General features: G+C 69.6%; 26 protein-coding genes. 14 read left to right on the plus strand and 12 right to left on the minus strand.

The annotated features are described in order from the left end of the window. Window positions 1-10: 10 nt before the first annotated feature. Both NR111_RS07065 and NR111_RS07070 read left to right on the plus strand, forming a co-directional pair. Window positions 11-1,198 carry a GDSL-type esterase/lipase family protein gene (locus tag NR111_RS07065; RefSeq protein ID WP_256820393.1) on the plus strand — a complete coding sequence of 396 codons (1,188 nt, stop codon included), beginning with the start codon at window positions 11-13 and terminating at the stop codon, window positions 1,196-1,198. After that, window positions 1,195-1,440: a DUF6480 family protein gene (locus NR111_RS07070; RefSeq protein WP_256820394.1), complete on the plus strand. Its 246-nt coding sequence runs from the start codon at window positions 1,195-1,197 to the stop codon at window positions 1,438-1,440. Before NR111_RS07065 ends, NR111_RS07070 begins: the two co-directional genes overlap by 4 nt. 72 nt (window positions 1,441-1,512) lie before the next feature. On the opposite strand, the gene NR111_RS07075 is transcribed toward NR111_RS07070, so the two are convergent. Then, complete coding sequence (locus NR111_RS07075; protein ID WP_256820395.1) at window positions 1,513-2,283, minus strand: hypothetical protein; 771 nt, start codon at window positions 2,281-2,283, stop codon at window positions 1,513-1,515. A 287-nt stretch (window positions 2,284-2,570) separates the two neighbouring features. Between NR111_RS07075 and NR111_RS07080 the strand changes: the two genes are divergently transcribed. Next, complete coding sequence (locus NR111_RS07080) at window positions 2,571-3,113, plus strand: Dps family protein (RefSeq protein WP_256820396.1); 543 nt, start codon at window positions 2,571-2,573, stop codon at window positions 3,111-3,113. A 207-nt stretch (window positions 3,114-3,320) separates the two neighbouring features. After that, window positions 3,321-4,364, plus strand: a complete 1,044-nt coding sequence (locus NR111_RS07085; protein WP_256820397.1) for an NAD(P)-dependent alcohol dehydrogenase — start codon at window positions 3,321-3,323, stop codon at window positions 4,362-4,364. A 51-nt stretch (window positions 4,365-4,415) separates the two neighbouring features. Here NR111_RS07085 and NR111_RS07090 read toward each other — a convergent pair whose 3' ends face one another. The 3 genes from NR111_RS07090 to NR111_RS07100 all read right to left on the minus strand — a co-directional run bounded on the left by NR111_RS07090 (window position 4,416) and on the right by NR111_RS07100 (window position 8,207). Beyond that, window positions 4,416-4,793, minus strand: coding sequence for an excalibur calcium-binding domain-containing protein (locus NR111_RS07090; protein ID WP_256820398.1), 378 nt, complete (start codon window positions 4,791-4,793; stop codon window positions 4,416-4,418). Window positions 4,794-4,894: 101 nt separating this feature from the next. Then, entirely contained in the window at window positions 4,895-5,581 is a 687-nt protein-coding gene (locus NR111_RS07095) for a hypothetical protein (protein ID WP_256820399.1), read from the minus strand. 37 nt (window positions 5,582-5,618) lie between these two features. Beyond that, window positions 5,619-8,207: a helix-turn-helix transcriptional regulator gene (locus NR111_RS07100; RefSeq protein WP_256820400.1), complete on the minus strand. Its 2,589-nt coding sequence runs from the start codon at window positions 8,205-8,207 to the stop codon at window positions 5,619-5,621. Between the two features lie 111 nt (window positions 8,208-8,318). Between NR111_RS07100 and NR111_RS07105 the strand changes: the two genes are divergently transcribed. Then, the gene (locus NR111_RS07105) at window positions 8,319-8,762 is read left to right on the plus strand and encodes a hypothetical protein (protein ID WP_256820401.1); all 444 of its coding nucleotides are present in this window, start codon (window positions 8,319-8,321) and stop codon (window positions 8,760-8,762) included. A gap of 42 nt (window positions 8,763-8,804) precedes the next feature. On the opposite strand, the gene NR111_RS07110 is transcribed toward NR111_RS07105, so the two are convergent. Further along, the gene (locus NR111_RS07110; RefSeq protein WP_256820402.1) at window positions 8,805-9,185 is read right to left on the minus strand and encodes a cupin domain-containing protein; all 381 of its coding nucleotides are present in this window, start codon (window positions 9,183-9,185) and stop codon (window positions 8,805-8,807) included. Window positions 9,186-9,410: 225 nt separating this feature from the next. Continuing rightward, window positions 9,411-9,689, minus strand: coding sequence for a WhiB family transcriptional regulator (locus NR111_RS07115; protein WP_096906898.1), 279 nt, complete (start codon window positions 9,687-9,689; stop codon window positions 9,411-9,413). 127 nt (window positions 9,690-9,816) lie between these two features. On the opposite strand from NR111_RS07115, the gene NR111_RS07120 reads away from it, so the two are divergent. Beyond that, window positions 9,817-10,434 carry a response regulator transcription factor gene (locus tag NR111_RS07120; RefSeq protein WP_067716063.1) on the plus strand — a complete coding sequence of 206 codons (618 nt, stop codon included), beginning with the start codon at window positions 9,817-9,819 and terminating at the stop codon, window positions 10,432-10,434. Between the two features lie 99 nt (window positions 10,435-10,533). On the opposite strand, the gene NR111_RS07125 is transcribed toward NR111_RS07120, so the two are convergent. From NR111_RS07125 to NR111_RS07140, 4 genes are read right to left on the minus strand one after another with little or no spacing between them, the layout of a single operon-like run. Continuing rightward, the gene (locus NR111_RS07125) at window positions 10,534-10,824 is read right to left on the minus strand and encodes a type II toxin-antitoxin system RelE/ParE family toxin (protein WP_256820403.1); all 291 of its coding nucleotides are present in this window, start codon (window positions 10,822-10,824) and stop codon (window positions 10,534-10,536) included. Beyond that, the gene (locus NR111_RS07130) at window positions 10,821-11,054 is read right to left on the minus strand and encodes a type II toxin-antitoxin system ParD family antitoxin (RefSeq protein WP_132064192.1); all 234 of its coding nucleotides are present in this window, start codon (window positions 11,052-11,054) and stop codon (window positions 10,821-10,823) included. Before NR111_RS07130 ends, NR111_RS07125 begins: the two co-directional genes overlap by 4 nt. 42 nt (window positions 11,055-11,096) lie before the next feature. Beyond that, entirely contained in the window at window positions 11,097-11,939 is an 843-nt protein-coding gene (locus tag NR111_RS07135; RefSeq protein WP_256820404.1) for an ABC transporter ATP-binding protein, read from the minus strand. After that, complete coding sequence (locus NR111_RS07140) at window positions 11,939-12,874, minus strand: ABC transporter substrate-binding protein (protein ID WP_256820405.1); 936 nt, start codon at window positions 12,872-12,874, stop codon at window positions 11,939-11,941. Before NR111_RS07140 ends, NR111_RS07135 begins: the two co-directional genes overlap by 1 nt. A 63-nt stretch (window positions 12,875-12,937) precedes the next feature. Between NR111_RS07140 and NR111_RS07145 the strand changes: the two genes are divergently transcribed. From NR111_RS07145 to NR111_RS07165, 5 genes are all read left to right on the plus strand, one after another. Further along, the gene (locus NR111_RS07145) at window positions 12,938-13,984 is read left to right on the plus strand and encodes an iron ABC transporter permease (protein ID WP_256820406.1); all 1,047 of its coding nucleotides are present in this window, start codon (window positions 12,938-12,940) and stop codon (window positions 13,982-13,984) included. Next, window positions 13,981-15,039: an iron chelate uptake ABC transporter family permease subunit gene (locus NR111_RS07150; RefSeq protein ID WP_256820407.1), complete on the plus strand. Its 1,059-nt coding sequence runs from the start codon at window positions 13,981-13,983 to the stop codon at window positions 15,037-15,039. The genes NR111_RS07145 and NR111_RS07150 overlap by 4 nt, the downstream gene beginning before the upstream one ends. After that, entirely contained in the window at window positions 15,032-15,907 is an 876-nt protein-coding gene (locus NR111_RS07155; RefSeq protein WP_119192806.1) for a siderophore-interacting protein, read from the plus strand. Before NR111_RS07150 ends, NR111_RS07155 begins: the two co-directional genes overlap by 8 nt. Before the next feature lie 183 nt (window positions 15,908-16,090). Continuing rightward, window positions 16,091-16,540, plus strand: a complete 450-nt coding sequence (locus NR111_RS07160; protein ID WP_146776283.1) for a helix-turn-helix transcriptional regulator — start codon at window positions 16,091-16,093, stop codon at window positions 16,538-16,540. Continuing rightward, complete coding sequence (locus NR111_RS07165) at window positions 16,533-17,786, plus strand: type II toxin-antitoxin system HipA family toxin (protein WP_119192808.1); 1,254 nt, start codon at window positions 16,533-16,535, stop codon at window positions 17,784-17,786. Before NR111_RS07160 ends, NR111_RS07165 begins: the two co-directional genes overlap by 8 nt. A 31-nt stretch (window positions 17,787-17,817) precedes the next feature. Here the strand turns inward: NR111_RS07165 and NR111_RS07170 are convergent, their stop codons facing one another. Next, on the minus strand, window positions 17,818-18,957 hold the full coding sequence (locus tag NR111_RS07170) for a plasmid pRiA4b ORF-3 family protein (RefSeq protein ID WP_119192809.1): 1,140 nt from the start codon (window positions 18,955-18,957) through the stop codon (window positions 17,818-17,820). Between the two features lie 69 nt (window positions 18,958-19,026). On the opposite strand from NR111_RS07170, the gene NR111_RS07175 reads away from it, so the two are divergent. The 3 genes from NR111_RS07175 to NR111_RS07185 all read left to right on the plus strand — a co-directional run bounded on the left by NR111_RS07175 (window position 19,027) and on the right by NR111_RS07185 (window position 21,106). Further along, entirely contained in the window at window positions 19,027-19,635 is a 609-nt protein-coding gene (locus NR111_RS07175) for a hypothetical protein (RefSeq protein WP_119192810.1), read from the plus strand. A gap of 221 nt (window positions 19,636-19,856) precedes the next feature. Beyond that, window positions 19,857-20,093, plus strand: coding sequence for a hypothetical protein (locus tag NR111_RS07180; protein ID WP_181694350.1), 237 nt, complete (start codon window positions 19,857-19,859; stop codon window positions 20,091-20,093). A gap of 344 nt (window positions 20,094-20,437) precedes the next feature. Beyond that, the gene (locus NR111_RS07185; protein WP_119192239.1) at window positions 20,438-21,106 is read left to right on the plus strand and encodes a DUF3800 domain-containing protein; all 669 of its coding nucleotides are present in this window, start codon (window positions 20,438-20,440) and stop codon (window positions 21,104-21,106) included. A gap of 239 nt (window positions 21,107-21,345) precedes the next feature. On the opposite strand, the gene NR111_RS07190 is transcribed toward NR111_RS07185, so the two are convergent. Further along, window positions 21,346-22,446: a type IV toxin-antitoxin system AbiEi family antitoxin gene (locus NR111_RS07190; protein WP_241504455.1), complete on the minus strand. Its 1,101-nt coding sequence runs from the start codon at window positions 22,444-22,446 to the stop codon at window positions 21,346-21,348. Between the last annotated feature and the right edge of the window lie 69 nt (window positions 22,447-22,515).

Here is a 22,515-nt window from a genome sequence, read left to right on the forward strand (position 1 = left end):
CACTTGGCCCATGACCATCCGCACTCCCCTGACGCCCGAGCTCCTGCGCGGTCACGAGTACCTCGAGACGACCTCGCGCGGGCTGCGACCGCACCGGCTTCCGGCCTGGGTCGGCGCCCGGTTCCCCGATCCGCAGTTGCTCTCGGTCGAGGCGCAGCCCTCCGGGGTCCGGGTCGCGGTGGTCACCGACGCGGAGAGCATCGAGCTGGTCACCCACCCCACCCGCCTCGTCTACCGCGGTATCCAACGCCCCCGCGGGAGCATCGATCTGGTGGTCGACCACCGACTCGTCGCGAGCGACCAGCTCACCGGCGGCGACGCCATCGAGACGGACCTCCAGACCGGCGTGACCGAACTCGTGCCCGGCCCACCGCACCTCACGCGGTTCACCGGGCTGGGCGCTGGCGAGAAACTCGTCGAGCTGTGGCTGCCGCACAACGAGCAAGTCGAGCTCCTCAAACTCCGGACGGATGCCCCGGTGACACCCGCACCGACGGACAGGCGCCGCTGGCTCCACCACGGGAGCTCGATCAGCCACGGTTCCAACGCCACGTCGTCGGCGCGGACCTGGCCCGCCCTCGCCGCCCGCCTCGGGGGAGTGGACCTGCGCAACCTCGGCGTCGGCGGCAGCGCGCTCGTCGACCCGTTCATGGCCCGCGTCATGCGCGACACCCCCGCCGACCTGATCAGCCTCAAGCTGGGCATCAACGTCACCAACTCGGACTCGATGCGGCTGCGCGCGTTCGTCCCCGCGGTGCACGGGTTCCTCGACACGATCCGTGACGGGCACCCCACCACCCCGCTGCTGCTCGTCTCGCCGATCTACTGCGGGATCCACGAGGACACGCCGGGCCCCGGCGCGTTCGATCCGGACACCTTCCGCACGGGCGAGGTGCGGTTCATCGCGACGGGCGAGACCGGGGACACCGCGCAGGGGCGGCTGACTCTCCGCGTCATCCGGGACGCACTCGCGTCGATCGTGGAGGCCCGGGACGACGAGAACCTCCACCATCTCGACGGCACCGCGCTGTACGGATCCGCGGACGCCGACGAGCACCCGCTCCCCGACGCCCTGCACCCCGACACCGCCACGCATGAGCTGATCGGCACGCGCTTCGCCCGGCACGCGTTCGGGGACGGGGGCCCCTTCGCTCGCGGCGATCGCGCCCGTGGCGAATCGTGTACACACGGGCTATGACGACTACGCCCCCGGATCCGGATCCCAGCGACTCCCCCGACCTCGACGCGGGCGGCTCCCCCGTGGGTCCCATGACGCCGGACTCGGATTCCACCTCCCTGGCCTCCGACAGCGCTCGCACCGGCCAGAGCCCGACCAAGTCGAACTCCCGCGTCGGCATCGTGGTGCTGCTGGCGATCATCATCCTGGTGGTGCTGGTGATGGTCTTCGGGCTCGTCGGGCGGATGTTCGGACTGGGATGACGACTGGGATGACGACGACGACAAGGGCCGCGGCAGAGTTCGATCCTGCCGCGGCCCTCGGCGCTCCGGGGCTCAGCTCCCGGCGACTGCGCCGATCAGCTGACCGACGTCGATGTTGTTGATGAGGTCGGCGGAGAACACCGCGGGGTCGGCGCCGATGTCACCCAGCGCGCTCGAGCCGGAGGTCAGCGACCCCAGGCCGAGTCCCTCGAGGCTGCCGGTGACGGCCTCGGCGGGGTTGGGCTCGCGGATGGTGACGCAGGTGTTGATGGGGTTGGCCACCTTGCGGCCGTCGGCCAGGACGAGGTTCGTGGCGGCGCCGGTGTTGAGCACGTCGCCGGGGGTGGCGTCGTCGGGCACGCGGTAGGTGGTCTCGAGGGTGGCCTTGGCGTTGCCGGCGGTGGTCCATCCGGCCCCGGAGTGGCGGACGGAGTTGGTGGCGGAATCGCGGGTCACGTCGTCGGTGACCGTCGACCACGTCTGGCCGCCGATGAGGAACCAGACGCTCTCCCTCGCCCGGACGAGCTCGAACCCGGCCGGGTGGAAGTCGTCGATCCGGCTGACCAGGGCCCCGGCGCCGCTGACGGTGGTCCGGAACGTCACGGTCCCGCCGGGGGCGGCGGTGCCGTCGCCCACGACCTCCTTGGTGAGGTGGTAGTCGGTCCACAGGGTGGAGGAGTCGTTGTACGTCACGGTCTGCGAGGTCGCGCACTCGGTGGCGGTCGGCTCGGCGGTGACGGGCTCGGCACCGGCGACGCCGGCCCCGGTTCCCGCGGCGAGTCCGGAGGCGACGAGTAGCGCGGCCGCGCCGGTGGCGAGGGATCGGAGGGTCCGTGATGTCATGTGATTCCTGTCTTCAGGCGACGGCCGCGGGGCCGCTCGATGCGGGCGTGGTGGCCGGCAGGTGAGCTGGTGCTCGCCACGTGTCGGCGCTCCTGATGGTAGGTCGAAACCCGCCATTTTGGACGGTTGTCTTGGTCTTGACGGTGTCAACCTCAAGGCCGATCCCCGGCCGATCGCTGGGCCACGCCGGCCGGGCCGCGCCGGCCGGGCCGCGCCGGCCGGGCCGCCGGACGCCGGCGAAGCGGCGATCGGTCGCAACCGGCAGCCGCCGCCGCTACGGTCGGGCCATGCCTCAATTCACTGTTCCCGGACTGTCCACCGCCGACTCGGCCACGCTCGCCGAGACGCTGCAGAAGCGTCTGACGGCGTGCAACGACCTGCACCTCACGCTCAAGCACGTGCACTGGAACGTGGTGGGTCCCAACTTCATCTCGGTGCACGAGATGCTGGACCCGCAGGTCGAGCTGGTGCGCGGCTTCGCGGACGTGCTGGCCGAGCGCATCGCCACGCTGGGCGGTTCGCCGGTGGGCACAATGGGCGCGAACGCCGATCACCGCTCGTGGGACGACTACTCCCTCGGCCGGGACACCGCGCAGGCCCACCTCGGTGCGCTCGACAAGGTCTACGACGGCATGATCTCCGACCACCGCAAGGCCATCTCGGTGGCCGGCGACGTCGACCCGGTCACCGAGGACATCCTCATCGGCCAGACCGCGGAGCTCGAGAAGTTCCAGTGGTTCGTGCGCGCGCACCTCGAGAACGCCGCTGGCAGCCTGCCCACCGCTGACGACGCCTCGGAGAAGGCCGCCGCCAAGAACGCCTCCGCCTGAGCCGCCACGCGCGCTGAGCGGCCACGCGCGCTGAGCGGCCACGCGCGCTGAGCGGCCACGCGCGCTGAGCCGTCGGGCCGGACCTCTCCCCGGGGTCCGGCCCGCTGGCGTCTCTGGACAACCGGTGCCTCTGGACAGCCGGGGGATACTTGTGACGGACGTCACTCGTCCGGTGCGTCCTCCGGCGATTCAGCGAGGTGCGCAGCCATGAAGGCAGTCGTGTTCGAGGGTTTCAAGACCTTCCCCGTACTCAAGGATGTCGATCGGCCCTCCCCGGGCCCCGGCGAGGTCCTGCTCAAGGTGGCCGGCTCCGGTGCATGTCATTCCGACGTGGGGCTGTTCCACGATTTCCCCGGCGACCCCACGGGCTTTCTCACCCCGCCGTTCACCCTGGGCCACGAGGTCTCGGGCTGGGTGGAGGAGCTGGGCCCGGGGGTCACCGGGCTCACGAAGGGCGATGCCTACCTGGTCTACGGCCCGATCGGCTGCGGCCGGTGCAAGCCGTGTTCGCGCGGGCAGGACACGTACTGCCAGGACGTGCCGTCGGTGGGCTACCTCGCCACCGGGTTGGGTCGCGACGGCGGCATGGCCGAGTACATGACCACCTATGCCCGCAACCTCGTCCCCCTCGGCGACGCCGACCCCGTGGCCGCGGCCCCGCTCGCCGACGCCGGCCTGACCCCGTACCACGCCATCAAGCGCGCGATGCCCCACCTCACCACGCCCGGGGCGACCGCGCTGTGCATCGGCCTGGGCGGTCTGGGCCTGGTCGGGGTGCAGATCATCAAGGCGCTCACCGGGGCCACCGTGTACGCCACCGACACCAAGCCCGACGCCGTAGCCGCCGCGGAGGCCGATGGCGCGATCGGTGTCCCGACCGACGGCGCCGCCGAGAAGATCAGGGAGCTCACCGGCGGGCTCGGCGTCAACGCGGTGTTCGACTTCGTCGGCGCCGCCCCGACCCTCGAGCTCGCCGCGGCCTGCGTCGCCCAGCAGGGCTCGCTGACGGTGGTGGGCCTGGCCGGCGACGACTTCGCCTGGAACGCCTTCAAGCTGCCCTACGAGGTCGACTTCTCCTCCACCTACTGGGGCACGCTCGAGGACCTCCACGAGGTGGTGGAGTTGTACCGTTCGGGCAAGATCTCACCGGAGGTCCACGTGTACCCGCTCGACCGGGCCTTGGAGGCCTACCAGCAGCTCGTCGACGGCCAGATCAGCGGGCGGGCCGTGATCGCGCCGCACGGCACATAGCCCCGCGAGGAGGCCACGCCTCCGCCCGCCCGCCGCAGGAGCCAGCCGGCACTAGCGGTTGTCCCGCTCGCAGGCGATGCCGTCGTTGTCGCCGTCCATCGACGGGTCGTAGTACTCGCTGCCGCGGTGGATTGGCGCCACTCCGAGGTCCCACGCTTCGCGGCAACCCGAGAGACGCCGGACCGGCGTGGTCGCGGGCGCGATCTCGACCGGCGCGGGCATGAACTGCGGGGCCCAGACCAGTGGGAACGGCAGGAGCGGCAGGGCGGCGGCGTCGAATCCCATCGGGACCGGAACGACGATCGGCGCGATGTCCGGCACGGCGATGCCCCCTGATCCGACGGGGATCTCGGCGGCGACGGCGGAGGGGGCGGCGCCGAGAGCTGCGAGAGTCGCCAGGCCGAGAGCGGTGAGGGAACGACGGATCATGGTGAGAACCTCGAGGGGAGAAGGCCATGGGAGTGGCGTTGAATAGTGAGCTCAGATTAACCGAGTCATGTTCACGTCGCTGACCGTTTCGCGCGGACGCATCACACGAGCATGCGCCGGGAATGCGACCGCGAGAGTTCGTAGGTCTTGACGATCCAGAACGTCGCGAAGGCGTAGAGCGCGGCGGTCTCGACCAGGAACAGCCACAGGGTGGACTCCATCAGCCAGGCGATGAGCAGCGCGACGGCCGGGAAGAGCAGGACCAGCACCACCAGGATCCGATAGCCCAGGCGGTAGCTGCGCTGCAGCTCCGCGTTCAGGATGGAGGCGATCGTCTCCTGCCCGTAGAAGAAGATCGACAGTGCCGCCAGCACGAAGAAGGACGTGGCCGCCACCGCGTGGGTGATGCTCACCGCGTTCAGCCCGGGCAACACCGGGTCCTCGGTCGGGAACAGGGCGACGACGATCGCGAGCGTCCCGGCGGCGTTGAGCAGCCAGTTCTCACCGCGCGTGTAGCCGCGGTACGCCACCAGAGCGACCCCGATCGCCACCAGCGTTCCGACGAACAGCCCGCGAGCCGGGGTGTAGTAGAAGGAGCTCAGCGAGTCCATCATCGGAAAATCGGGGTCGAGGGTCACCCACACCAGAAGTGCCACGGGCAGGCCGATGGCCGCGCCCGCGATCACCATCCGGAGCACGAAGTAGGTCTCCACGATGTAGGCCGCCGGGGCCTCGCAGAAGGTCGCCCGATCGCCCGGGGCCTGCCGACCACTCTCTGACTGCTGCACGCGCACACCTCGAATCCGACTCGGCCCCGCCGTGGTCTCAGCCTCGCAGTCGGGTGCCCGTCTTGCTGTAGATCCGGTTGAGGTGCCCCTCGACCGTGCGCTTGGACAGGTGCAACTCGGCGGCGATCTCGGCGTTGGTCAGCCCCTGCCCGACCAGGTCAGCGATCTGGGATTCGCGGCGCGTCAACGAGACTCCGGCCGGAACCGAGACTGTGGGGGCACCGACGCGGGTGAGGCCGGCCAGTGGCCCGCCCAGCTCGGTGGTCGCGAGCATCCGCTCGGCCTGGGAGTGGAACTTCGATCCCGGCGACGCTGCATCGCGGGCACGGTCCGCGGCGACCGCCGCCACCATGTGCAGCCCGTACGTCCGGGCCCGGCGGGCCGCGTCCAGCAACAACCGGGGGTTGCGGGCCGACATCGCCACCGCCAGGTCGCGTACCAGCACCGGCACGTCGCCGGTGACGTCCACCTCGGCCAGTGCCCGGCAGATCTCCGGGTCCGCGGTGAGGACCCCGGCCAGGGCAGCGCGGGTGGCGGCACCGTTCAGCCCCTCGTCGATCAGCGACCGGACGACCTCGCCCGCCTCGTCGGGGCGGCCCAGGCAGACGAGCACCCCCGCCTCCACGCCGCGGATCTCGGGACCCACCGGCGAGTTGGCGTACCCCGGGATGGCGCGCATCCGCTGCAGGTACTTCTCCGCCGTGGCCGCCTGCCCGGACATCGCGGCGGCCAGCGCGTACAACGACAGCGCACGGGACAGGAAATCCTCGGGACCGTCCACCTCGACGACCGCCACCGCGTCGGACGCCGCACTGATCGCGGCCGGCAGGTCACCGGCGGCCAGTGAGATCTCGGCGTCGACCACCCGTCGCACGCCGTAATCGACACGCACGGAATCGTCCTGCTCCACGGCAACGACCGGCGCCAACTCGGTGAGCAGCGCAGTGATCCCGAAGCCGTGCAGCATCACCGACACCAGCGCCGCCAGGAACTCCTCGGACGCCCACGTCTGGTTGCCCATCGAGCGGGACCGGCGGGCCACGCGCCGGATGACCGCGAGCGCCGCATCCGACTGCCCCATGGCATCCAGCGCGAGGGCGTGGATCGGCTCTAGGCGGCGCGCCCACTCGGCCGGAAGATCAGCGGTGAGCTCGCCGTAGGCGCGGTCCGCCTCGCGGTATCGGCCCGAGTAGCTCAGGTGCACCACGGTCAGCGCGTCGAGCACCGCGTGCCCCGGGTGGTCGGCGGGGAGCCACTGATGCGCTGAGGCGATGAGCGGCAGCGACTGCTCAGGGTCGCGGTCGCGGTAGTGCGCGAGGTCCGCGCGGGCCGTGACGTTCTCGATCAGCACCCGGGTGAACTCGGGCCCGCCGAGATCGCCCCGGAGACAGTTCAGCGAGCGGTCGAGCATCGCGGCGGCCTCGGGCAGCCGGTCGAGCAGCCGCAGGCACGAGCCCGCGATCAGCGACAGCTCGGCCTGCTGCAGCGGCGCGAGGGGGAGCCCCGCGCGCTCGGCGGCGTCGTGGATCTCCACCCCGGTGCGGTAGTCGTGGCTGTCGAGCGCGGCTCGGGCCGCGGCCAGCACGCATGCGGGCGCCATGGGGCGGCGGGCGTTGGTCAGCGCCCACGCCACGATCCGCGGATCCGGTTGGAACAGGGCTGGCAGGCCGGCGACGCCGTCGCCCGCACCTTCGCCTGCGCCTACACCCACGCCTGAGCCTGCACCTGTGTCGTCCCCCTCATGGTGTCCCGCTCGTTCGCCGGCGCGATCGAGCACGGCGTCGTAGACCTCGCGGCGCCGCCGGTGATCGGCGCCGGCCCGCAGCGCCCTGGCCAGGACCGGCGGCTGGACCGACAGCACCTCGATGCCGCCCTCGTGCCGCTCGAGCAGCAGCCCGCGGGAGAGGAGGTCGCTCACCACGTCGTCGTCGTGGAGATGGACCAGGTCGGCGAGGGGGATGCGGCGGGCGAGCGCCGCGGTGGTCAGGGGGCCGGTGTCGGTGGCGGCGGTGCGGGGGTCGATCCACAGGTGCGGGTCAACGGCCACGCCCGCGATCGCGGTGGCGGGATCCTCGACGAGTTCCAGCCGATCGCGGGTGCGGCGGGTCAGCTTGCGGGCGGCGAGGTCGTCATAGGTGGCGCGCAGCGCCGTGAGATTGCCGTGCGAGCACGCCCACAGGGCCTCGACCAGCCGCGCCGAGACGGGCATCCCGACGGCCGCCGAGACCACCTTCTCCGCTTCGCCGCGCGTGAGCGGACGCAGAGGCAGCCGGGTGGTGCGGACGCTCACCTCGTCGTCGTATCCGGGAGGCAGTGCCGCGCCCACCCTTGTCGATGCCACCAGGACCGCACCCGGGGGCACCTCGCGGGGCGGTCGAGGTCCGGCGCCGGCGACGCCGGACGCGCCGACCCCGGACAGCGCACCGGGACGATCCAGGTCGTCCCATATCACCACCGGAACCCCGGCGGCGCGGAGACCTGCAGCGATGTCAGCCGCGCACCGGCTGGCTCCCGCGCCCGGAGGCCCCACGACGAGCACCCCGCGCCGGGTGTCGATGCACAGGGCGGTCGCGCGCGCCACGGTATCGGACCGCACCGCCGCACGGGACGTGTTCCACGCGGGCACGGGCCCTCCTCGCTGCGCTGGAGAAAATCAGGTGTGACGCACTCTATCGACACCTGTCTGAAGCGGTACACGATATGGGTGATCTGTTCCGTTTGCTCCGAGAGGTCCCCCATGACCCGACCGCCGACCGTCACCGCCGCGTCGTGGATCTGGCTGTTCTGCGGCTTGTTCAGCACGCTCACCATCACCGGCGTGCTGGCGGCGACCGACCTGCTCGGGTTCGTCGTGCCGCTCGGCGGCACCGAGGACGCGTCGACCGCCGCCCCGGGGGTCGCATGGATCGGCGCGATCATCGCGATGGGCGTGGTGTCGGCGATAGTCCTGCAGGTGGTGGCCGCGGTGAAACTGCGCGACGGCGAGCGGTGGGCGCGGGCGCTGCTGACGATCGCGGCAGGCCTCACGCTGGTCACCGCCCTGTGGGACATCACCCTGTGGTCGGCGTGGGTGCTGCTCGGGGCCCACCTCGTGGCGTTCGTCCTGGCGTACACCGACTCCGCCACCGCGTACCTCGAGGTCCGGTCCCCCGACCCGGCGTGGGCGCCGGTCTACGCGTAACCCGCGCAACGAGGGCCGCGGGCCGCGGGCCCCGCCGGCTGCCTACTGCTCACATTTCGCGAGATCCGTCTCCTCCGTCGGCTTCCCCTCCGGGGTGAAGTGCGTGACCATCACCACCAGATCCTCGGACCCCTCATTGACGGTCTCGTGGACGTACCGAGAACCTTCGACCACCGAATCGCCGGCGCGGTAGACATGGACGCCGCCGTGGTAGGCGTCGGCGTAGTGGGTGAGTTCGCCCCGCTCCACAACCACGACCAGTTGTCCGTGGTGGCAGTGTCGGCCGGTGCCGACCCCGGGCGCGAGGGTGATCCTGCGATGCGTCACCTTCACCCCGTCGGCGCCGCCGTCCACGGCCAACTCGATGGGTTCGTCCTGCCGGCCTTCGACGATGTCCAGGGCGCGGATGGTATCCCGCTTCACTACAGGAGGCGCGGTCGATTGCGGGCTGCACGCGGCCGTCGCCAGCACGGGTACTGCGACGGCGAGTGCGACGCCGCCTCGGATCGATGGGCGCGTCATGGTCACTCCCCCGCGTCCGCTCGGACGGTCTCGACTCACAGACTCGGCTCCACGCTAACGCAGGTCGGACTCAGAGTGAAGGAACAATCACGAAAGCGGCCGGGGACCGCCGAGCGCCCCCGAGACCTACCCAGTCCGCTGCCGCCCGGCGAGCTTGTGCCGGTCGAGTTCAGTCATCCCGCCCCAGACGCCGTAGAGCTCGCCGGCCTCGATCGCGAACTTCCGGCAGGTCTCGAGCACGGCGCAACCGGCGCAGATCGCCTTGGCTGCGTCCTCCTTGCGACGACGCACACCCTTGGGCTCGTCTTCGGCGCTGTAGAAGAGGTCGGGGTCCCCGACGCACGCTCCGTCGTCCCTCCAAGCCCAGTACTCCGATGTGGGTTTCAGATTCCTGAACCGTGGCACTCGTACTCCTGTCGCGGAAGGCGGAAGATCAACGACGAAGTGTCTCCCGGGACCACCCGGGCGCGCCTCACCCTTAGGGGTGTAATCGCTGGCGCGGCCGGTTGTCGTCCGTTGCTAGGCTCTGCACATGCCGATCAGGGTCACAGTGGTCAATGACTACCTCGTCGTCGTCGCCGGGGTGAACGCCTTCCTGGCCCCCTACTCCGACCGGATCGAGATGGTGGAGAAGGAGATGGTCACCAGCGGCTCGGCCACGGTGGACGTGGCCCTGTACGACTCCTTCGCCTCATCCCTGGGCAAGGACGACCGCCTCGAGAACCTCCTGCAGGATCCGACCATCGGGGCGGTCGCCGTCTACTCGTTCACCTCGGACCCGGCCGCGGTCCGAGACAGCCTCGACGCGGGCGCCCACGGGTTCCTGTCCAAGTCCCTGACCGCTCCCGAGCTGGTGAGCGGCATCGAGCAGATCGCCGCCGGGAACCGCGTCACCCTCACGGGAACGGGCCTGCCGATCATGGGTCCCGACAAGTGGCCCGCCAAGGAGGCCGGCCTCTCACACCGTGAGGCCGAGGTGGTCAGCCTGATCGTGCAGGGGCTGTCCAATGATCAGATCGCCGAGCAGTGCTACCTCTCGCTCAACACGGTCAAGACCTACGTGCGTTCGGCCTACCGCAAGATGGACGTGACCACCCGGGCGCAGGCTGTCGCGTGGGGCATCGAGAACGGCCTCAAGCCGGACCGGTAAGACTGGGGGCGAGGACGACGACATGAACGACGACGACGACAAGGTCACCTGCCCGCCCCACCGACGCAGATGCCGGGTCGGGCGCCGGAGCCGTCTATCTCACACGTGACGGGCCGGATCCATTCGCTGGTGGAGGAGCCGGATGACATCCACAGTGCCTTCCGTCGCCACATAGAACACGACGTGGCTGCCGATCGCGTAGCGACGGTACCCGGGGCGGATCTCGTCGCAGTCGCGTCCACGCGCCGGCTCCTCGGCGATGCGTTCGATCGCCGCTCGTATCTCCGATATGTACGTCTCGGCTTGCTGGATATCCCAGCGTTCCCGGGTGAAATCCCAGATCTCGGACAAGTCGCTCTGGGCTGCGGGGGTGAGCCGATAGCTCTTCATGCCCGCTTGGTCGCGATGAACGCGTCGAAGTCGAACTCCTCCGGCGCACCGCTCTCCTCGCCGGCAATGAGCGCCCGGCGCAGCGCGGCGAGCTGGGTTTCGTGGTCCTCGAGGAGCCGGAGCCCTGCTCGGACGACCTCGCTGGCTGAACGGTAGCGACCGGAATCGACCTCGCGAGCGAGGAAGTCGATGAAGTGTTGGTCCAAACTGATGGAGGTGTTCTGACCCATGCGGCAACGATACCAATAATTGGTAACACCGCGGCTCCGGATTCAGCTCCGGCCACGCCGATCGAGCGGGACCACGGTGGGCGTTCCCGTCACCGGGTCGGCCGCGATCAGGCACGGGAGCCCGAAAACCTGCTCCACCAGCTCGGCGGTGAGGACCTCGGCCGGGGCGCCGGTGGCCACCACGCGGCCGTCCTTCATCACGACCAGGTGCGTCGCGTAGCGGGCGGCCTGGTTGAGATCGTGGAGCACGGCGACCACCGCGCGCCCGGTCTCGTGCTGGTCTCGGAGCAGGTCCAGCACGTCGTACTGGTGCGCGATGTCGAGGTAGGTGGTGGGCTCGTCCAGCAGGAGGATGGGCGTCTCCTGGGCCAGCAGCATGGCGATCCACACGCGTTGCCGCTGGCCGCCGGAGAGTTCGTCGACGAACCGGGTCGCCAGATCGGACACGCCGGTGGAGGCCATCGCGGAGGTCACGGCGGTGTCGTCGGCGCGGCTCCACTGGCGTAGCGGGCTGTGGTGCGGGTGCCGGCCCCGGCCCACCAGGTCGTCGACCCGGATCCCCTCGGGGGTGACGGCACCCTGCGGCAGGAGTCCGATCCGGCGGGCGACCTCCTTGGTCCGCAGCCGGTGCAGGTCGTGCCCGTCGAGCAGGATCCGTCCCTCACCGGGAGCGATCACGCGAGCCAGTGCCTTGAGCAGCGTGGACTTGCCGCAGGCGTTGGGGCCGACGATCACCGTGAACGCGTCCTCGGGCAGTTCCAGGTCGAGGTCGGTGGCCACGACCCGCCGTTCGTAGGCGAGCCGCGCCCCCTCGACCGTGAGCCCGCGCCCGCGCTCGAGCTGGGCGCCCGCGCCGGCATCACGGTCGAGGGAGGTGGGGCGCATCAGCCCAGGATCTCCTGGACGTCGTCGAGGATCTCGCCGGCGCCCAGGACGCCGATGCCGACCATCCAGGTCTCGTCCTCGACCTCGTAGGTCTGGCCGGACTTCACAGCGGGCAGGTCGCCCCACAGTCCGGTCACGGTCGCCATGGTCGTCGCCGACGGGTCGCCGCCGGGGTTGGTGAAGAACACGACGTCGCCGGTGATCTGCTCGTACAACTCCGGGGAGAGCTCGGCCATGGAGTACTCGTTCCACTCGCGCTCGCCCAGGTCGAAGCCCATCTGCGACAGGATCGAGCCGGAGAACGTCTCGGGTCCGTAGAGGCGGAAGTTGTCCGGGCGGAACCGGACGATCGACAGCGTGGTGCCCTCGGCGCCCACCTGCTCGCCGACCTCGGCGATGCGGGTGTCGAGGTCGTCGATGAGCTGCTCCATCTCGTCGTCCTCGCCGACGGCGGCGGCGGTGATCCGCGCCTGCTCCTGCCAGTCGGTGCCGGAGTTCTCGGAGTACACGGTGGGGGCGATGCCGGAGAGCTCGTCGTAGATGGCCTCGTGGCGGACCTTGGCGCCGATGATGAGGTCGGGGGCCAGCGCGGCGATCGCGTCGATGTCGGGCTCGGAGGTCAGGCCCACGATCTCGGCGTCCACGCCGCCGAGGTACGGCGGGGCGCCGGTGCCGGCGCCGGACTCGGTGATCCCGACGGGGGTGTGGCCGAGCGCGACGAGCGCGTCGAGGTGCGGGGAGTCGAGGACGACGACCCTCTCGGGCGTCCCGTCGATCGCGGTCTCGCCCATCGCGTGGGTGACGGTGTAGGCGTCGTCCGAGGAGGCCTCGGCGGTGTCGCTGCTGCCGGAGCACGCGGACAGGGCCACCGCGGAGACGAGGGCCAGGGCGATCAGGGCGGGCACCGAGCGGCGCCGTCGGGAGATTCTGGTCATGGCTACAGATCAAACCACACAGGCAAGGCTCACCTAACAATGAGTCTGGTCTAGGGTTCCACCGTGGTCTCAACACGTCTCCCCGACCCCACCGGTGCCCGGCAGCCCCGCCGCGGGGCCGGGTTGGTCCCCGGACTGATCGTGGCCGTCCTGGCCCTGGCGGCCGCCGTGGTGGCCAGCCTCGCGATCGGCGCCCGCCCGATCCCGCCGGCCGAGGTGGTGGGCGCCCTACTCGGCCAGGGCACGCAGAGCGTGGTGGGGATCGTCGGCGAGCTGCGGGCCAACCGGACCGTCCTCGGGCTGGTGTGCGGGGCCGCGCTCGGCGCGTCCGGGGCGCTCATGCAGGCCGTGACCCGCAATCCGATCGCCGACCCGGGAATCCTCGGCGTCAATGCCGGCGCCGCGCTGGGGGTGGTCGCCGGAGCGACACTCACCGGCGGCCTCGGCCTGGCCTCCACGGTGTGGTTCGCACTGGCCGGCGCCGGTGTGGCGTCCGCGATCATCCTCCTGCTCAGCACCTCGGCACTGGCGGCGTCCTCCCCTGTTCGGCTCACCCTGGCCGGCGTCGCTCTGGCGGCGGTGCTGTCCGGTCTCAGCCAGACGTTCGTCGTGCTGGACGAGACCGTCCTGCAGGCGTACAGCTTCTGGCAGGTCGGCTCGCTCACCGCGCGGTCGATCGATGAGGTCACCGGCGTGATCCCGCTCGTCATCGCGGGCGCGGTGATCGCCCTGCTGCTCCTGCGCGGCCTGGACGCGCTCGCCCTGGGCGACGATTCGGCGGTGGCCCTGGGTGCGAAACCCGGGTGGGTGCGGGTGTGGTCGCTCGTCGCCGTCGCGCTGCTCGCCGGGACCGCCACCGCGCTGGCCGGACCCATCAGCTTCGTCGGACTGGTGGTGCCGCACCTCGTCCGCGGGCTCGTCGGCCCGAGCCTGATCCGGGTGGTGCCGCTGTCCATGGTCGTGGCCCCGGCGTTGCTGCTGGTGGCCGACGTGGTCGGCCGCGTGATCGCGGGAGGCTCGGAGACCCCGGCGGGCGTGGTCATGGCGTTCATCGGCGCGCCGCTGCTAGTGGCGTACCTCGCCGCGGGCCGACGGGTGGGTGTCGCATGACGACGACCACACCGCCCACCGGGCAGGCCCTGCCCACCGGCGAGCGCCTCCTCACCGCCGGCGGCTTCTCGGTCCGGCTGCACCTGCGGACGGCGTGGGTGACCGCGGCCCTTGCCGTCGTCGTCGTCATACTCGTGGCCGCCTCGCTCGTGGTCGGCGAGTTCACCATCCCGGTCCCCGACGCGGTCGCGACCCTGCTCGGCGACGCACCGGATCGCACCACCAACTTCTTCATCCACGAACGGCGCCTGCCCCGGGCGCTGGTCGCGCTGGCGGTCGGCGCGGCGCTGGCGACCTCGGGCGCGCTGTTCTGCGCGCTCACCCGCAACCCACTGGCCAGCCCGGACATCATCGGCATCACCCAGGGCGCGTCGGCGGGCGGGGCGACGGTGATCCTCGTTCTGGGCGGCGGGATGGCGCAGGTGGCCACGGGCGCACTGGTCGGCGCGGCGCTCACCGCCGGGTTCATCCTGGCGTTGACGTGGTGGCGAGGGCTCAGCGGCGCCCGCCTGGTCCTGCTCGGCGTCGCGCTGGGCGCCCTGGCGATGGCGTACGTGGCGCACCTGCTCTCCCGCGGGTTCGTGGCGAGCGCGGTCACCGCCCAGATCTGGCTCACGGGCTCGCTGCAGGGTCGCGGCTGGTCCGAGCTCTGGCCGCTGGCGTGGGTGCTGCTCGTGGCGTCGCTGGTCATCGCGAGTCGGTCCCGGGCCATGCGCGCGCTCGCGCTCGGCGACGACGTCGCGGTGGCCCTGGGCGTGCGACTGCGGAGTACGCGGCTGGTTCTGTTGGCGGCTGCCACGGTCCTGGCCGGGGCGGCGGTGGCGACGGCCGGGCCGATCTCGTTCGTGGCGCTGGTGGCTCCGCACTTGTCGCGGCTGCTCACCCGCAGTGATCAGGTCCTGCCGGCGGCGCTGCTCGGCGGAGTGCTGCTCCTAGCCTCGGACCTGGTGGCCCAGCACGCGTTCGCCCTGCCGCTCCCGGTGGGCGTGGTGACGGTGGTGCTCGGCGGGCTGTTCTTCCTGGGCCTGCTGTGGCGGGAGGGGCGTCGTGCCTGAGCAGGCGGTCCGGCGCCCGCGCAACCCCCACCGGGCGGAGAGCTGGCAGCCGACCGCGCTGCGCGGGGTCCGGGTGCGCGCCGTCGAACCCCTCTCGCCCGAGCTGGTGCGCGTCACGCTCGAGGGCGACGAGCTCGGGGAGTTCACCACCGCCAACTCCGCCGGCGCCACCGCCTCCGCCGCGGCCGGCGACACCGGCCTCGTGCCCGCCGTGCGCAGCCCGTCCTTCGACGACGTCGTTGTCTTCTGCCTGCCCGATCCCGACACGGGCGAGGTCACGCTCCCCGTTCCCGCGCCGGGCGGTGGGCTGGGCCACCCGCCGGGCGGCGCCGCGCTGGTGCGGGAGTACACCGTGCGCTCGCTGCGCGACGGCGCGCTGTGCGTCGACCTGGTCCGCCACGCCTCGGGCGCGGGCGTGCACTGGCTCGAGGCAGTCCGGCCGGGCGACGAGCTGACGATCGTCGGTCCGCGCGTGAGCCGCGCCCTTCCGGCGGTCGACCGCATGCTCGCCGTCGGGGACGCCACCGCCCTGCCCGCGCTGGCCCGGCTGATCAAGGAACGACCCCCCACGTTGGCGCTCGACGTGCTGGCCGCGGTGCCCGACTCGCCCGCGCTCCCCCGCACTGTCCTGCCTGCGGTCTCCCCCGCCGACGCCAACCGCGTCCGGGTTCGGGTGGTGGCGGCCGCGCCGGGCTCGGCGGACGAACTCATCGACGCGCTGACCGCGGCCGCGCTCCCCACCGGGTTCGCATGGGTGGCCGGCGAGTCCGGGATGGTCACGGCCGTCCGCCGTCATCTCCTCGCACGCGGCCAGGAGGCCGACCGCGTCCAGTTCACCGGATACTGGCGCCTCGGAGGGCCGCTGTAGCAGTCCGCCTGCCGAGAGTGCACATCGTGAGCATGCCGATCTGATTCGGCAGCCGTCTTGATCCGCGTAGGCGATGACAACCGCCGTGCGCGCCCGCAGTGTTGGAAATAGCGAACGTGACCGCTTGTGTTAGCTATTTCGAACGTTTACGATGTGTTTGATCCGCCGAACATCGGGAGCATCATGGCAACGTTCGCCGCTCGGGCCCGGACCGTTACCGACATCGCTACGTCGGTGAGGGACGCCCGTCTCGCCGCGGGGATGAGTCAGGCCGACCTCGCGGCGGCAGCCCACCTCAATCGCTCGTGGGTGAGCCTCTTCGAGAGCGGACACACCTCCAACGCGTCACTAAGCAAAGTGCTGGCGATGATGGACGTTCTGGGCATCACGATCCGCTTGTCGTACACCGTTCCTGACTCAATGCCCCTCGTACTCGAATCAGCCCGTCGCCCACGGCGCTCGCCAGAAGAATCCGACACGGTCGATGCACCGGCGGGCGATGGCGAAGCCCTCACCGCCGCACATCCGGCTCCCCTCGCTGAAGGTGCCCTTGCAGCTGCTCGCGCCATTCGGGAATCCCACCGTGCCCGCGCCATTGCAGATGACCTCGGCCGGCGATCCTCCGATGACTGACAAGGAGCTCGCCGTCCTACTGTCAGGCCAGCGACTGGGGACGTTGAGGGAGGACTGTCATGGCAAGCATTGGTTCTCCTACGATCTCGACGGCCCGGAACGGAATCTCTCGTTGTCCATGCCCAGACGGCGTCAACCCTGGGGCCCGGATCGCGTTGAACCCTTCCTCGACGGACTATTGCCGGGCGATCAGGCCGCGCGGGTCGAGATCGCCCGCACCTACGGTGTCGTCGCAGGCAACACGTTCTCCCTGCTCTCCGTTGTGGGTCGTGATTGCGCGGGCGCTGTGCAGTTCCTCCGCACGGAGGCGATGAACGATGTCGACGACGGGAGCCTCATACCGATGTCGGACTCCGACATCGGCGAGAGACTCAAGGAGCTCATCACGAGCAGGCAGCCATCCTGGCAGCTTCACGGCGAGCATTGGTCTCTTGCCGGAGCTCAAGAGAAGATCGCTCTCCATCACCGGGGAGGCCAGTGGTACCAGGCGACCGGTGCGATCCCCACTACGCACATCATCAAGCCCGGTGTTACCGATCTCCACTGCCAGGCGTACAACGAAGTCCTGTGTCTGGAAGCGGTCCGGATAATCGGACTGCCGACGGCGAACACTGACTACGTCGACTTCGCTGGCACTTCCGCTGTAGTCAGCCGTCGTTGGGACCGCCACGTCGCCTCGGATGGAACCGTGACCCGTGTCCATCAAGAGGACCTATGCCAAGCTCTCGCTGTTCACCCGTCACGTAAGTACCAGGCCGACGGAGGTCCGTCCCCCGGCAATGTCATCGCCTTCCTACGGTCGCTCCGCCTCGAGGACGACATCTGGCTATTCGTTCGAGCCCTTTCGATCAACTTCCTCCTCGGCGCAACCGACGCCCACGCCAAGAACTACGCGATCCTCCACACCGACGATGCACCACCCCGGCTCGCACCGCTCTACGACATCGCGTCGATCTACCCCTACTCCCCGACTCGGAGTCAGCGCAGACTCGCCATGAAGATCGGTAGCCGGTACGGCTACGACGAGATCACCCTCCGCCACTGGATTACCTTCGCCGAAGCCAATGGTCTCGACCCGAATGTCGTCACCGCCCAGCTATACCTTGACGCTGGTGAATTGCCCGGGGCACTCCGAGCTGCCCTCGATGTGCACGCCCCGCGCACGGACGACGAACACCGATTGGCGGAGACACTTCTGGATGGAGTCGACGCTCAGTGTCGGCAGGTTCTCGCCTGGTTCGGGTGAGCTCTCCGAGTTGCGGCCACGACGACGCCTGTCACCACCAGTCGAGCGGGGTGCCGTAGAGCCGGTCGTGCGGCAGGCTCCGGGCGATCAGCTCGGTGAGGGCCTCGTGGTCGTTCTTCAACGCGGTACCGCGGCGGGTCGGCCGGAGCTCGCCCTTGTACTTGCGCACCAGTCCCAGGGCGCGGGCCCAGTCCCGCAGCTGCCAGATCGGGAACGTGAGGTCTTCGCGATTGTTCTTCCCGATCCACGTGCGGTCCCAGCCGGTGTCGGCCATGAGTTGCTCGACCATCGTCGGCGGCAGGTACCCGGCCGCGGTGAGCTTGACCCCGTCACCGACCCGCTCGAGCAGGATCTGCAGCTTCGCGGCCTCGTCCCGCTGGACTTCCCTGAGCGTGGCGGGCGTGTCGGCGATACCGGCCACTCGCCGCTGCGCATCCTCGAGGTCGAACTCTTCCGCGTCCCACCCAGCCCAGAACTCGATCACCTCCGGGTCCCAGTCCTCCGGGTCCATGTCCCCGGCGATCCACTCGGTGTATGACCAGACTCCCCCGCAGTCCTCCGGTGGGCATGCTCGGCGACCGGCCACCACGGTCGCATCGGGGAACTCGCCGTCGTCGTCGTCAGGTTCCAGGACCTTCTCCACGGTGACGCGGTGCGACCAACCGTCACCGAAGTCGTACAGGTAGAGGAACTTGTCGCCCACGCTGTGCGCCAGCTCGTCGAGCCGTACGTCGGCCTCGTCGAGCTCGCCCATCTCCCCGGCGTCGGGGTAGTCCATGGAGGCGAAGCGCTCGGCATCGCGGTCCTGGCGCGAGGATGCGTGGACGAACTCGTGGAGGTGACTGTTCGTCCAGCCCATGGCTTCCTGCAGGATCAGGTGCAGGCGCGGCAACATGAGGTCGCTACGCAGGTCCAGGCGTCGCCAGATGGGCGGGGACGAGTCCAGCAGCTCGACCTTGACGCGATACGTCACCGGCGACTCGCGCCTCGGGTGCCGCCGGTTGACGGCCGGGCGCTCCCACGGGGACTGATAGTCAGCCCCGGCCACCAGCGAGGCCATCAACTCGGTCTGCGGGACTCCCGCGCTCGCCAATGCGTCGAGAACCGCGTGCTTCAACTCGTCTGCGGTGAGGTCGCCTGGTCCGTAGGGGCGATCTGTCGAAGGCGTCACCTCACCGACGATACGAGATGCGAGTGGCGTGCTGGGACGCCCCCGTTCGGGAAAGTAGGCTCAGCCGCCATGGACACCGACGAGCCCGGGCTGTTCGACCTACCCGAGTCCGCGCCTGAGCCCACCCCGCAACCCTCGCCTGCGCAGCCCCGTCCCGGGAGGAACCGCGAGACGTGGGCCTGCACTGTCACCGCGGAGGTGACCATCGTCGATGCGGCGACGGTAACGGCGGCCCTCACGCGGTACCTCAAGGACACCGTGGTGGTCGACGCGTTCTCCGGTGAGGTGATCGAGGATCCTGCGAGTGAGGATGCGGGACCCGATCCCGACCTTCCTCCACTGCCTCAACTGGCCTGGCTGATCTGGCCTACGCGCGGTCAGGAGGAGCTTCTCGAAGAGAACGCGTTCCGGGTTCTCGATGTCGAGAGCACTGTGACCACCGAGACCTACGACCGGGGCACGATCACGTGGACGGTCACGGTCAAGCTCACCGACGTCCAGCTCTTTCGTCGCCTCGCCACGCAAGCCCAGCCCGCCGACGCCGTCCTTATCGCGAGCAGTCTGGCGGTCGCGTGGCAGCGCGCTGCCGACTCGTTCGCTCCCTTGCGTTCGATCCCCGGGATCTCGTGGCGGCCGGTGTCCGTCGACATCGCTCACGTGCCGGCGCGAAAGCGATGACGACGGCCGCCGCTCCCGCGCTCCGCGCACCGAGCCCCCAACCACCGGGCGGATCCCGCCGAGTGGACGATCCCGCTCGATCCGGGGCGCTCGCCCCCGACGCGGAGCGATCGGGCGGAGGCCAGGACGGTCAGCACGCGGGTCGAGCGACGTGCGGTAGTTGCGCGGAGTGGCGGGGTCCCTTGTGTAGGCCCACGGCGCCGGGGTGGCGGAGAGCCGAGGTGATCTGCCTGCCGGGTGTCGCCCCGGCGCTCAACTGCGGGACCTCCGAAAGGGACGTGCTCGCCTCGACGATGCGCCCACTCGCCCATGTCGACCTCCCGATGATCGGCAGTCCACCATTGCGCATCTGGGTGGACCTTCCGCGGTGGGGCGACGGCTCCACCGGCGAGGGCCCGATCCCCGAGCTGACAAATAACGTGATCACCTCGTGGCTCACCGGACCCGCTCCGTCTTAACGCTCGCTGTCCGACGTGGACTGCGGTCTTGAGGGCGACGACGACAAGGCCCACGACCGCCGAGAGCGGACCGCCACTTCCCGCCATTCGAACCGACCGGCATAGACCAACTCGTGCGGCGCGACGTAGAGCTGGTCCACGCTATTCACCCACCGCGCCCTCAACTCGTCACAGGGGCCTACAAGGCTGTGACTTGCTGGGGAGTGCCTGTGGATTAACAGCTGAATATTCGCGCTGACCTGCCTTTATGTTATCTGCGGGTAATGGCGCTTAGTGAGTTTCCCGCCCGAGGAGTGTCCTCTCGATGTGCTTCCATAGGTGGCAGTCGAGAGAAAGGCCCCTTCGTGGCGATCAAGTATCTGTTCGCAGATGAGAGTGGCGACCTCCAGTTCCTCCGCAATGGGAAGGCATCCAGGTACTTCGCGGTTGGCACGCTGTGCGCCGACGAAGAACAGGTGTGGGCGCTCCGGACGCGCCTCATGCGGCTCCGGGACGAACTGGCCTGGAAGGCCCAGGGTTTGGATTCGTGTTTCCACGCCTCTCCGGACGCCCAGGTCGTGCGAGACGCGGTGTTCGACGCCTTGGTGGAACTTGAGTTCCGGTTCGACATCACTCTGTTGGAGAAGTCCAAGGCCCAGCCCTCGATCCGCCCAACCGAACCGAAGTTCTACCAGTACGCCTGGTTTTTTCATCTCAGTCGGGCCGCCCCTCAGTTGTTCCACCAGGGCGATTCCATCCAGGTCGTCGCCGCTCAGATGGGAACCAGGAAGACCCGGGCTGCGTTCAGGGGCGCCGTGGACGATGTCATGGCCCAGTGTCTGCCCTTCCGCGCCAAGCGAGTATTGGCATTCTGGCGGGATGAGTCCGACTTCGGTCTCCAGGCTGCGGACTACTGCACCTGGGCGGTCACACGGAAGTGGGAGACCGGCGACGACCGGGCTCACAGACTGATCCGGAGCAAGATCAGGATCGAGAGTGACTACTTCGGGCACGGCACCGAGCACTACTACTGACGCACGAAACCCCAACCAACTAGGGATCATTCCCGAAGCCCAGGGGCTCTTTCGTCGATTGGGGTCGCACTGAAAATGTACCACCGTGTCAAGCAACTTGACAGCCCCAAAGCGTGTCGAGGTCATGACGGGCGGCCCTCCATGCCGGTCTCGCAATCAGCCCGTCGACTGCGGCCTGCTCGGACAACGCCTCGGCTGCGTCCAGAAGCGCAGACCGGGCACTGACGAGCAGATCGCCACTACCCCCTCCAGGACTGTTCATGTGCCCTCATCCATTCGATCAACTCGTTCGCCTCTGCGGGTGCCCGGCCCGGCCCGGTCATGAGGTCCACAGCCACCTGGGCCGGGCGGGCGACCGTGAGCCCTTCCAACGCGGTCATGGCGCGTTCCATGACGACGGGGTAAGTGGGTTCGATCAGCAGCACGTTCGCTCCCGCTTCGGTCGCGCGCAAGCCCCAGTTCGCCGCTGCACGTTCGACGTTTCGGACGTACACCATCGCCGACCTGGCTGGCGCGTAGGCAGCCCACGCTGCTGCTGCGACGGACCCGGTCAGCGCGTAGTCGACGTCCTCTTCCTCGCGCACCGTATCGAGAAGGTCCGACAGGCCCCGGGGAGCGATCCAATGGGACACGGCATTGGACCGGAGTAACTGATAGTCGTCGCTCCATCTGCGCAGAAGAGCTGCCCAATCGGACACCAGGAATCGCCGGTCAGGCAGCCGCTGCGCAAGTTCCTGATCTTCGAGAAACTGCATCACACGGTATACCGACCCCACCGAGGCATTGGCGACGTCGGCGAGTTCCCGCACACGCCATGGCCCGGGAAGATCGAGTAGCGCTCTGACTACCTTCGCTGCGGGTTCTCCCTTGAGGGTGCCCCTCGGGCGCCCTGGCCCCCGCCAGGGATCTCTTTCGGCACCACGATCCGAGACGAAGAGTGCGGGAACGGGGGATGAAACCCTCATATTGCCGGTCGCATCGATATATGAAATGCCAGCCGCGTCGAGCCGCGCACGGTCGGCGGGCGCGAGATAGCGAGTCAAGACCAGGCACCCACTGTCCGGCACCTGGGCCATAGTGTCGCCGCACCTCTTCCGAAGCGCAGGTATGTCGCGAGCTACGACGGCGCTCTTGACGGTGACACAGAATGTTGCGGCACTCCCATCGGGAGCCTCGGCGACCATCAGAGAATCGGCGCCGCCAGATGTCGACGATGTAGCGCCCTGCCTGGTATCGATCTTCCACGCCGGCGGGAGTCTCTCGCGAAGTGCCTGGGACGCGGCATCGACGAGTTCCGCCTCCGAAGGGGGTCTCGAATCTATCGTCTTGCCGTTTATCATGTTCGGATAATAGCGCCGTTCCGCAGCCAACGGAAGCGGACAATTTGCCGAACACCGCCAGCGCGACGC

Origin of the sequence: Dietzia sp. Die43 (assembly GCF_024519835.1) — a bacterium.
GTDB classification, from domain to species: Bacteria; Actinomycetota; Actinomycetes; order Mycobacteriales; family Mycobacteriaceae; genus Dietzia; species Dietzia kunjamensis.

Coding starts and splice junctions, on each gene's coding strand:
- NR111_RS07135 (WP_256820404.1), bottom strand. CDS start 11,939: ATGCGCCCCACCTCCCTCGACCGTGATGCCGGCGCGGGCGCCCAGCTC.
- NR111_RS07165 (WP_119192808.1), top strand. CDS start 16,533: ATGACTGACAAGGAGCTCGCCGTCCTACTGTCAGGCCAGCGACTGGGG.
- NR111_RS07190 (WP_241504455.1), bottom strand. CDS start 22,446: ATGATAAACGGCAAGACGATAGATTCGAGACCCCCTTCGGAGGCGGAA.
- NR111_RS07130 (WP_132064192.1), bottom strand. CDS start 11,054: ATGGGTCAGAACACCTCCATCAGTTTGGACCAACACTTCATCGACTTC.
- NR111_RS07090 (WP_256820398.1), bottom strand. CDS start 4,793: ATGATCCGTCGTTCCCTCACCGCTCTCGGCCTGGCGACTCTCGCAGCT.
- NR111_RS07175 (WP_119192810.1), top strand. CDS start 19,027: ATGGACACCGACGAGCCCGGGCTGTTCGACCTACCCGAGTCCGCGCCT.
- NR111_RS07065 (WP_256820393.1), top strand. CDS start 11: ATGACCATCCGCACTCCCCTGACGCCCGAGCTCCTGCGCGGTCACGAG.
- NR111_RS07085 (WP_256820397.1), top strand. CDS start 3,321: ATGAAGGCAGTCGTGTTCGAGGGTTTCAAGACCTTCCCCGTACTCAAG.
- NR111_RS07070 (WP_256820394.1), top strand. CDS start 1,195: ATGACGACTACGCCCCCGGATCCGGATCCCAGCGACTCCCCCGACCTC.
- NR111_RS07080 (WP_256820396.1), top strand. CDS start 2,571: ATGCCTCAATTCACTGTTCCCGGACTGTCCACCGCCGACTCGGCCACG.
- NR111_RS07140 (WP_256820405.1), bottom strand. CDS start 12,874: ATGACCAGAATCTCCCGACGGCGCCGCTCGGTGCCCGCCCTGATCGCC.
- NR111_RS07075 (WP_256820395.1), bottom strand. CDS start 2,283: ATGACATCACGGACCCTCCGATCCCTCGCCACCGGCGCGGCCGCGCTA.
- NR111_RS07160 (WP_146776283.1), top strand. CDS start 16,091: ATGGCAACGTTCGCCGCTCGGGCCCGGACCGTTACCGACATCGCTACG.
- NR111_RS07125 (WP_256820403.1), bottom strand. CDS start 10,824: ATGAAGAGCTATCGGCTCACCCCCGCAGCCCAGAGCGACTTGTCCGAG.
- NR111_RS07120 (WP_067716063.1), top strand. CDS start 9,817: ATGCCGATCAGGGTCACAGTGGTCAATGACTACCTCGTCGTCGTCGCC.
- NR111_RS07105 (WP_256820401.1), top strand. CDS start 8,319: ATGACCCGACCGCCGACCGTCACCGCCGCGTCGTGGATCTGGCTGTTC.
- NR111_RS07150 (WP_256820407.1), top strand. CDS start 13,981: ATGACGACGACCACACCGCCCACCGGGCAGGCCCTGCCCACCGGCGAG.